The organism is Paraburkholderia franconis (assembly GCF_009362735.1).
Taxonomy (GTDB): Bacteria; Pseudomonadota; Gammaproteobacteria; order Burkholderiales; family Burkholderiaceae; genus Paraburkholderia; species Paraburkholderia franconis.
The window spans coordinates 1-8,196 of the sequence record NZ_WHNP01000144.1 but is presented as its reverse complement, the minus strand read 5'-3'; the positions used below and the strand labels follow the sequence as shown (position 1 = coordinate 8,196).

Below are 8,196 nucleotides of genomic sequence, written 5' to 3'. Positions count from 1 at the left end.
ATCGTCGAGGGACACCTGATGGGGGATCACGTTCACATGTGCCTGAGCATTCCGCCGAAATAAGCGGTATCGAACGTGGTGGGGTACATCAAGGGCAAGAGCGCAATTCAGATAGCCCGGAAGTACGGCGGTCGGCAACGCAATTTTACCGGCGAGCACTTTTGGGCCCGAGGCTACTTCGTTTCCACGGTGGGGTTGGACGAGCACATGGTACGAGCGTACATCCGCAACCAGGAGGAAGAAGATGAGCGGTACGACCAGATGAAGCTGGTCATGGAGTAAGCCGCCACCGGCGGCTCACGGTTTCATGGGCGCCTTTGAGGCGCTCACAATTTCAAGCCACCGGCTTTGCCGGTGGTATGTGACTGATTTTGGTGTCGAGTTCAGTGAAAAGGATCGGTAGCAACGACGGTGCGGAAAGATGATTCCGATTCACGTACATGAATATTCCTCTTTCTGTGATGCCGGGGGCACTCTAGCACGGTCGCGGTCCTGAAGCTCCGCAGTTGTGGCGGCGCTAGTACTTCTCCTTATTGCCTCACGGCATCGCATGGTTGCGAGAAACGTCCCTTTGACGAATCTCCCTCGCGGTATGCGATCCCGGTGAAACCGGAACGTTGAAGCTAAATGCGAACAGCCGGCCACCAACGCGGCCACACCGTATTTTTGGCGGATGCCCAGCTCTGTGCTCGCAGCCCTCAATTGGCACCGGGCGCTCGCGCCAGTTCGAACGCAAACGCGACGGATCGCGGTGGCGACAGATACTTTGATATGCATTACCAATTACGTGGATGACAGTTTGATTTATATAAAATCATCGCGCGTGCATAACATCGCGCTGACGGATGCGGGGTATCGAGGCAAGGCCTATGAGCTCGGCGAGATCCACTTGTTGGCTTTGCGAGTGGCAGCCCCTTCAGTCAAAGCATTCGTGTACCGCCGCAACGGGTCGAATCTCGGGCGCGAGAACGAGGTCTTGTTCGCACACTGGAGTGCGCCTTTATGTGCAATCGAAAACGCTTGTTAGCAACAACTGCGCGGCGGCCAGTTTCAACGCGCCCGACTAGCGGCTTCCAGTCTACATGGTCGAGGTCGATCTCCTTTAGTGGGCCGTGGGTCGCTTGCGGAGCGTCCGGCCTAGGATGCTGCCGACGGCCCGTCGCCGCGGCGAAGGCGCCGAAGCGACCCGGCTTTTGCGCGCCGCACAACTGGCCGCGCGTCCTTGGCGGCTCCACGCGATAGCCAGCGTGCGCCACGCCAGTTCAACGTTACCGCGATCGCGATCGACGAGCTGAAAAGCGCACCGCCGACCTTGATCTTGTCGAACGTGTTCATCGTCAACAACAACGGGTTCGGCGTGAACATGGTGGACACGGGGCTGTATTCGATCGTTGGGAACAACTTTTCCCTGAGAACCCATTTCCCGGTGTCGGTGACGGGCGTCGACATCTTGAGCAGCACGTCGGTCGGAGCCGTATGCGGCGACAGCTTTTACAAGATGTCCCGCGTTGCGGCGTACCTCGGCGCGGCGTCGACGGGCCGTCAACGTGCAGTCGAACGCCTACTCCACAGCGGCGTCAACGTGTCGAAGAACGGCACCGGAAATACCGTCGGCGGGGACTCGCAATAGTACCGATCTGCTAGACTAATTTCAGGCGGCTCAGGGCTATGAGCCGGTGGTTTCCGCGTCGACGCCTCTCCGCGCTCGGTCGACGAAGGTTGCTCCAGCTTTTCAATGCCCTGAGCTTGAGCGCCACATTCCATCCGCTGGATCCGCGCGCCTGTGAACAAGAAAATCGTAAGAAATGGAAAAATTCGGAGGTGAGGGTTTCCGGTTGGTGGCACGTGTTGAAGTGGCAGCGACCGATCATGCTGAGGTCGTTCCAGGCGAGTGCCGGATGCGCCACCACGATTCAATGCTTTCGTTCGTGGCGCTGGTACCTGCCCACTCGCTCGTAGGCAACGATCGCACTCAGCATATCGCGGCATAGAGCCCCGGCTTTGACGCGGCCTCGACTATGCGCGCCTGCACGAGGTCAACGAGAAGATCGTGAAGATGGTGAGACGACGATCGACGAGCTGCTGCCTCTGGTCGCAAAGTCGCAGGATCTGCCAGGAACGTACGCGGCAGTCACGAAAGGCCTGAATGACCTTTTTGGTGCGACCGAGCAGGCGGGTTGGGGGGATTCCGGGTCGACGTGCGGCAGGTACCCGCGGAGGTCGTGAACCGAAATCCGCGGGCACTTATTTGATTACCTTACGCCAAAAGACCAGGTACGTGGCTGAGCAGGTTGCGATAGGCAAGATTCCCCACATCGGGACCATGCTGATCAGAACGGGCGGCCGACATTTACTATCCTCACGAGATTGATTGATTTTCAGCACACAACTACTTCACCCCTATATAGGCGATCTGCGTTGCGGTGTGCCATCCGCAATCCGCTGTCACTCGCTCCAGACGACGGGGTCATCCGCCGCATAGAGCAGCAGAAGGCGGCGATGATCCGATGGCTGTCGCGGTGGCGAATTGTCAGAATCGGAGCACCGATCCCCGCAAGCGATTACCCTTGGTGGAGTCGGACATACTGGACCTTTCTGGCCGCAACACTCGCGACCTGGTCTCAGGCTGAAAAAGGGCTTCCCTGTCGTGCGCGCCGGCGACCGTTCATGTCTTTGCGCACGTGAACTTTCGGTAAGTGCGAATTTCCGCCCACCTAGCGTTCGAGTCTGAGAAGGTCCACGATTGCGTCCGCAACCCACGCCGTTGCCTCATTTCGTTTCAATAGCAAATTATTTGATAAGTATAACTATGTTTATAAACAGACCAGCCTGACCGAGCCGTCCGTTCCGGCCGCTCCCCAGCGCATATGCTGGATTCGTACAGCAGATTCCGGTGGCGCCCTGGCGGCATCCGGGTGAGCAGCTCTGCCTCGACCCGCCTGAGCGCGGCCCTCTGCGCTCCATCTACGACGACCGCCTCGACACACTCTCGATCACCAAACAATCGCCTACCGGGAGCTCGGTTGCACGCCGATCCCCGGGCGTCAACGGCGTAACATCGTTCATTGGCTGAGGGAGAGGCTGATAAGTCGGCCGGAGCGGGCTAACCCATGGTGGCGGTGAAGTGAAACCTGCCCCAGCGGTTGGACCGGGGCAGTCAGTCAGGTCAGTGGAGTTGTCGCTTCAGGTCGGAAAGTTCCGAATGCATCGAACTGACCGCGTCCTTGACCCGGGTGTCGAGGCTTCCGGCTTTCTGGCAGGCCCGCTCCGCACGATCACCAATCCGTTCGAGATCATCGACACACTGCCGGATCCGATCTTCATCATTGGTCGACATGATATTTTTAGCCGATTTGCATTCCTTATCAAGCTCATCCATCCAGTTTATCAAGTCTGCTGGAATCGTCTTGTCGGCATGGCAGGTCCGTGATGCATCGCTGACGGTTTGCTGCAGATGAGTAAAACGCCTTTGGATTTCACTGGCTTGCAACATGATGCCCCCTTGCTTGAACATCAGCTCCAGATAATTTCAGACAGCAGATAACAATGTGTTGCCTGCGCCATCGTCATTCGCCCGCTTCAATCGGCTCCCAGTGACGTTGCATTGCGTCAAAGCGGGCCTCAAGCACGCGAAAGACGCCTCTCTAGTGTAGGCCATAATCGCTTGCCTGCTCCGATGTGTCCCTGATGCCCGTGCGTTTCACGATCGACGATCAATAGCGTCACTTTCCGGATGGATCATGCGCCTTCTGAATCCGGGAACTCGACCAGGTTGCCAAGACGCCTCGCGTCGGAAAAACGCTGTTCTGTCAGACAGGTGCGCGTGACCGCCTCCCACGCAAGATATGCACCGAAAGCGTAGTCGCGACACGTGTTGCGCGTTACCTCGGACAACGCTGAATCAGCTTTCCCGAGTTGGAGCCTGATTTCTTCTTCGACAGCAGCTGTCACTTCTTCACAGGTCCACAGGTTCTTGCTCATTCCACCTCCTCGTCATTGAAATGGTGATAGTCCCACCTCTTGCCACGTGCACCGAATCGGGTCATCAGTCGATATTCAGTCGGTCAATTCCTGCATCCTGCCGGCGCGCCGCAATGCTCGGTGGCGCAGCCGGGGAATTCATGATTCGCAGGGTGTGCCTGTGCCCCTGCCCAAGTCCGGCCAGAACATCGGATCGAGAACCTGCTTCATCGGCCACGGGCAGTGCTCAGGAAAGAATGCAAAACCGATACTCGTCTCCTTCCTCGCTTCCTGGCGGGCGTCGGCCCACACGTCCTTGATCCACTCGTCGTCGGCGAGAATCGGCTGCAGACTGGGTGTACGCCTCAACTGCGCCTTCAACCGCTCGCGCTGCACACGGATCATCGAACGCAAGCTCGGCGAGCGCAGTTCCGGCTGATACTGCCACCTGAGAAGCCACACGGTAATGCCCGCCATGCGGCGAGTCATGTCGCGCACTTCTGCTCTGGCTACGTCCTCGATTTCGTCGGCTATGTGCCCGACGTCGATTTCCTCGAACCGCCCGGTGCGCAGCAGCGCTGCCTGCTCCCGGGCCCATGCAATAACGTCCTGATCGTAGCTTGTCATGATCGTGATCCTCCGAAGTCCGAAGGTCAGTGGATCCTTGAGATGTACGGCGCGAGCGCTGCCACGCCGATGGCGCGCGCGACGATGCTCCAGACGACCAGGAGCCGGTGAAACGGCCAACTGCGCACGAGCGGGAAGCGCTCGTAATTCCGTCGCTTCGCATTGCTCTTCAACAGGTAATGTAGCACCCGGTGGTTTCCAAAGTAGGGACGCGGCGCAGAGCCTCAACGGGTTTGTGCCATGAACCACGCTTCGTTTATCCACGCTCACGCTGCTGACGCCGATTGACTAGTGGCGCTCGCCGAATTTCAGCGTCAACTTGACACCCAGATGATGGCGAGTGCGGCGGAGCAACATGTATCCGCGCAGTTCACGCTCGGCTGGTGTTATCTGGGCGACTCGTTCGGCGCGGATACGTTCGTGCGGCACATAATCGGTCGATCCCCAGCACCGGGTATTGGCGATTGCGGACCAGCTCGAGCCAGGCATGCATCTCGCGTTCTGCACCAGCAATCCCGAGGGCGCCCGGCGCGATCTGGTGCGCATTGCAACGGAGATCCGCGCGGAACTGGAAAGCAACGCCAAAGTCCACCTGTCAGGCGCGCTGTGTGTCAGCTGTTCGGGACGCGGTGGGCCGCATTTTGGAGCGCGACATGCAGAGCTGCAGGCCGTGCGGGAGGTCCTGGGTGAAGTGCCGCTGGCGGGATTCTTCGCCGGCGGCGAGATCGCAAGGAATCGTCCATACGGTTACACCGGAATACTGACAGTCTTTACGAGTCAGGATTGACCTGTGTGTAACCCGCCCCATATCGGAGAATCACCCCCGGCAAATCAGTGCGCGAAGCCGTCGAGGCCTCTTTCCGAAACCGGATCAGGCCAAACGCGATTCTGCGCAGATTATGCTGCGTTATTTAAGACGCTTTGTTTAGATTCCCAGAAAATCGTAACTTCAGCAGCCGAGGATCCGTGACGGACCTTGGTTTGCTTACAGTGACAGTTGAGTCAGGCAAACAGCCGGCCGGCAACTCCAGGTAACGTGTCAAGGTCACTGGCTGCAATCTTCCCAGCTTGAACTACGAATGCAGTTCCACGACGTCCGTATCGGCCACCAGATGGTCGGCGCCCACCTGTTGGCCGCTGAACTGACCGCTCCCCCAAATGCGGGCGAACCTGAACGTGCGTGCGAGATCAGGATGCACCCGCAGCGCGACATCCAGCACGGTGTCGCCGCGACGCATCGTAAAGGGCCGACTCCGGTCGACGGATTTCCCGGGGGCCTTGGTGTAGATACGCACGATGCCCAGAGCACTGAAAAGAAATGGTCCGATCTCAGCCAGTCCACGTCCGCTGGTGGCCGAGGTTGCGAGCAGCGGAAAGTGTACGCCGAGCAGGTCTTCGAGCACGGCCGCGTCTTCTGGGTTGGCGAGATCGGTCTTGTTAGCCAGCAGCAGCGTAGGGAGGTAAACGCTGAACGGATCAGCTGGCGATAATACCGCGCTCCTCGCGGGGTGGCTACCCTGACCCGGCCAGCGCTCCGTCAGGATGATCTTTGCTGCGGCGAGCCGCCTTAGAATCAGCGCCGATTGTTCTGTACAGTCTGGCGCGCTCAGATCGGCCACGAGCAGTGCGCCGTCAGTCGACCGCAGTATGCTGATGAGTTCAGGCTGCATGAATTCGGCCGAGACGGGTGGCAGATCAACCAGTTGAAGAGAAATGTCCTCGAACGTCAACATGCCGGGAATCGGCAGCCTGGTCGGGCGGTGGTAGCGCCCGAACTCGCTGTTCCATCCTGTCAACCTCGCGTACAGGCTGGATTTTCCGGCGCCGGGCGGGCCGATCAAACAGAGTTGGGCCGCGCCGTCGGGATGAACCGCATGTGACGGCCCTCGGTGGGCGGCTTTCCTGTGGCCCACCGATTCCTGTGTGAGTTCTCTCATCCGCGACTTTATATCGGCTTGCAGACGCTCCGTTCCCTTGTGCTTTGGGATGGTGCGGAGCATCTCCTTCAGGCATTCGAGCTGCTCGCGCGGCTCGCGCGCCGCCCGATAGGCTTGTTCGGCCCGCTTGTACTCGGGAGAGAGGTTTGCTGGCATGGGTCCGTCAGTGCAGAGAATCATTCGCGCCGACAGAGAAACACTAGCATGGCGTCAGGCGGTTCGGCGGTTCACTATTCTGGCCGCTCTTGTGGCTGCCACCGCAACAGCGCTGTAAGAGCGGCGTATGCCCTGGTCACGCAAGGGCTACGCTGCATTCTCACGGCTTTCGCGCCCCTCGCCTTACCCGCTCCAGGTATTTTCCTGAAGCGACCTCGATTCGCACCGTGTCCCCTTCCTTGATGAACTGAGGAACGAGTACTTCCATGCCGTTCGTGAGCGTGGCGGTCTTGAAGGTGGAGGTTTCATGCTCGTGCAGGCCCGGCGGCGTAAACACGATGTTTAACTCGACCGCAGGGGGAAATGCGATGGTGACGGGCTCACCCTCATAAAGTTGCACCGGGATTCGCATATTGGGCTGAAGAAATTTTTCGTATGCGCCAATGGTTTCCGAGGGCAAACTGATCTGTTCGAAGGTATCGGGATTCATAAAATGGAAAGCGACACCATCCGTGTACAGGTATTCCATCTCCAGGTGATCGAGCGTGACCTCTTCGAGCTTGTCGCCCGGGTGCAAACGCAATTCCTTGACGTGACCGGTCTTCAGGTTCTTGACCCTGGTAAAGACTGCGCTACCCTGCTGGCCGCCGCCGGCGTGGTACCCGGCGCTGACGACGCTATGAAATTCGCCTTCAAGCAGGACGACCATGCCAGGCTTCAGTTCCGAAGCTTCGATCATTTGCTTGTCTCCGCTGGTCGTCGAGGTGACGCCTTCAGCCTAGCACTGCCGCGGACCGCGAACAACCAGCCCGCCGCGACAGCGGCGATTCATTGAGGGAGACGTCATCGGGCCATCGTGGCACGGTGCGCCGCACCTTGCCGGACCTCGCGTACGTCGGGTTGAGTCGACTTCTGCCCGATCAAGGCGGCCCGATGACCCGATCATCTGGGGCGCACTCGCACACGAAACCGGCGGCCACGACGTAACCCACGCCGATACCGGACTACTCGACGAACTGGCATCGGGCATTGCCACAGCCTTCACCGGCACTGTCACGTTGTCGTGTTGATGACGCAATAGCTGATAGAAGGCACCGCTCGCTCAGAAACCGGACGGATTTTGGGTGAGGCCAGTGAGGCGATGCCACGCGGCAAAGCGTGTGGCGAGCTGTTTGCGATAGAGTGATGCGCGCAGTAACTGTCGCTTGAGCGCGAAGTGCTGGCGAATCGGTCCGAAGCGCGACAGAAATGCTTGCGTGCGATCAGAATCGCGGAAGCCACGCATTCGGCGCTCGCGTTCACGCGTAGGTTGATGGCTATTTTCGGCACGGTTGTTCACCCGTGCACTGGCCTTGACGAAGACGTGTTTGACGTTTGCCAATTCTGGAATTCCGGCCTTCGCGGCCGGATAACTGCGCAACTGATCGGTGACAATCCTTCGTGGCGCCTCGGGACAGGCGGCCAGCACGCGTTTGAAGAAGCGCTTTGCTGCAGCCTTATCGCGACGTTTCTGCAG

The 8,196-nt window shown here is 59.0% G+C and carries 8 protein-coding genes and 2 pseudogenes; 3 read left to right on the top strand and 7 right to left on the bottom strand.

Annotated elements, in window-relative coordinates; translation table 11 throughout:
* Positions 1 to 282, top strand: a pseudogene (gene tnpA / locus GCT13_RS45970) (IS200/IS605 family transposase); the annotation flags it as partial.
* 940 nt (positions 283 to 1,222) lie between these two features.
* A complete protein-coding gene (locus tag GCT13_RS45965; RefSeq protein ID WP_152768248.1) occupies positions 1,223 to 1,630 on the top strand; it encodes a hypothetical protein in 408 nt (135 codons plus the stop codon).
* Positions 1,631 to 3,166: 1,536 nt separating this feature from the next.
* Here the strand turns inward: GCT13_RS45965 and GCT13_RS45960 are convergent.
* The 4 genes from GCT13_RS45960 to GCT13_RS48985 form a co-directional block, all read right to left on the bottom strand.
* Positions 3,167 to 3,493, bottom strand: coding sequence for a hypothetical protein (locus GCT13_RS45960; protein ID WP_152768249.1), 327 nt, complete (start codon positions 3,491 to 3,493; stop codon positions 3,167 to 3,169).
* 245 nt (positions 3,494 to 3,738) lie between these two features.
* Positions 3,739 to 3,981, bottom strand: coding sequence for a hypothetical protein (locus tag GCT13_RS45955; protein ID WP_152768247.1), 243 nt, complete (start codon positions 3,979 to 3,981; stop codon positions 3,739 to 3,741).
* A 138-nt stretch (positions 3,982 to 4,119) separates the two neighbouring features.
* The gene (locus GCT13_RS45950; RefSeq protein WP_152768246.1) at positions 4,120 to 4,587 is read right to left on the bottom strand and encodes a DUF29 domain-containing protein; all 468 of its coding nucleotides are present in this window, start codon (positions 4,585 to 4,587) and stop codon (positions 4,120 to 4,122) included.
* A gap of 26 nt (positions 4,588 to 4,613) precedes the next feature.
* Positions 4,614 to 4,775, bottom strand: a complete 162-nt coding sequence (locus GCT13_RS48985) for a hypothetical protein (protein ID WP_193727968.1) — start codon at positions 4,773 to 4,775, stop codon at positions 4,614 to 4,616.
* 214 nt (positions 4,776 to 4,989) lie between these two features.
* Between GCT13_RS48985 and GCT13_RS45945 the strand changes: the two are divergent.
* A pseudogene (locus GCT13_RS45945) lies at positions 4,990 to 5,374 on the top strand (FIST C-terminal domain-containing protein); the annotation flags it as partial.
* 286 nt (positions 5,375 to 5,660) lie between these two features.
* Here the strand turns inward: GCT13_RS45945 and GCT13_RS45940 are convergent.
* From GCT13_RS45940 to GCT13_RS45930, 3 genes are all read right to left on the bottom strand, one after another.
* The gene (locus GCT13_RS45940) at positions 5,661 to 6,680 is read right to left on the bottom strand and encodes a TGS domain-containing protein (RefSeq protein ID WP_152768245.1); all 1,020 of its coding nucleotides are present in this window, start codon (positions 6,678 to 6,680) and stop codon (positions 5,661 to 5,663) included.
* 160 nt (positions 6,681 to 6,840) lie between these two features.
* Positions 6,841 to 7,419, bottom strand: a complete 579-nt coding sequence (locus tag GCT13_RS45935; protein ID WP_152768244.1) for an elongation factor P — start codon at positions 7,417 to 7,419, stop codon at positions 6,841 to 6,843.
* Positions 7,420 to 7,782: 363 nt separating this feature from the next.
* Positions 7,783 to 8,196: DDE-type integrase/transposase/recombinase (locus tag GCT13_RS45930; RefSeq protein ID WP_152768243.1), on the bottom strand; the 414-nt coding region annotated here is incomplete at its 5' end.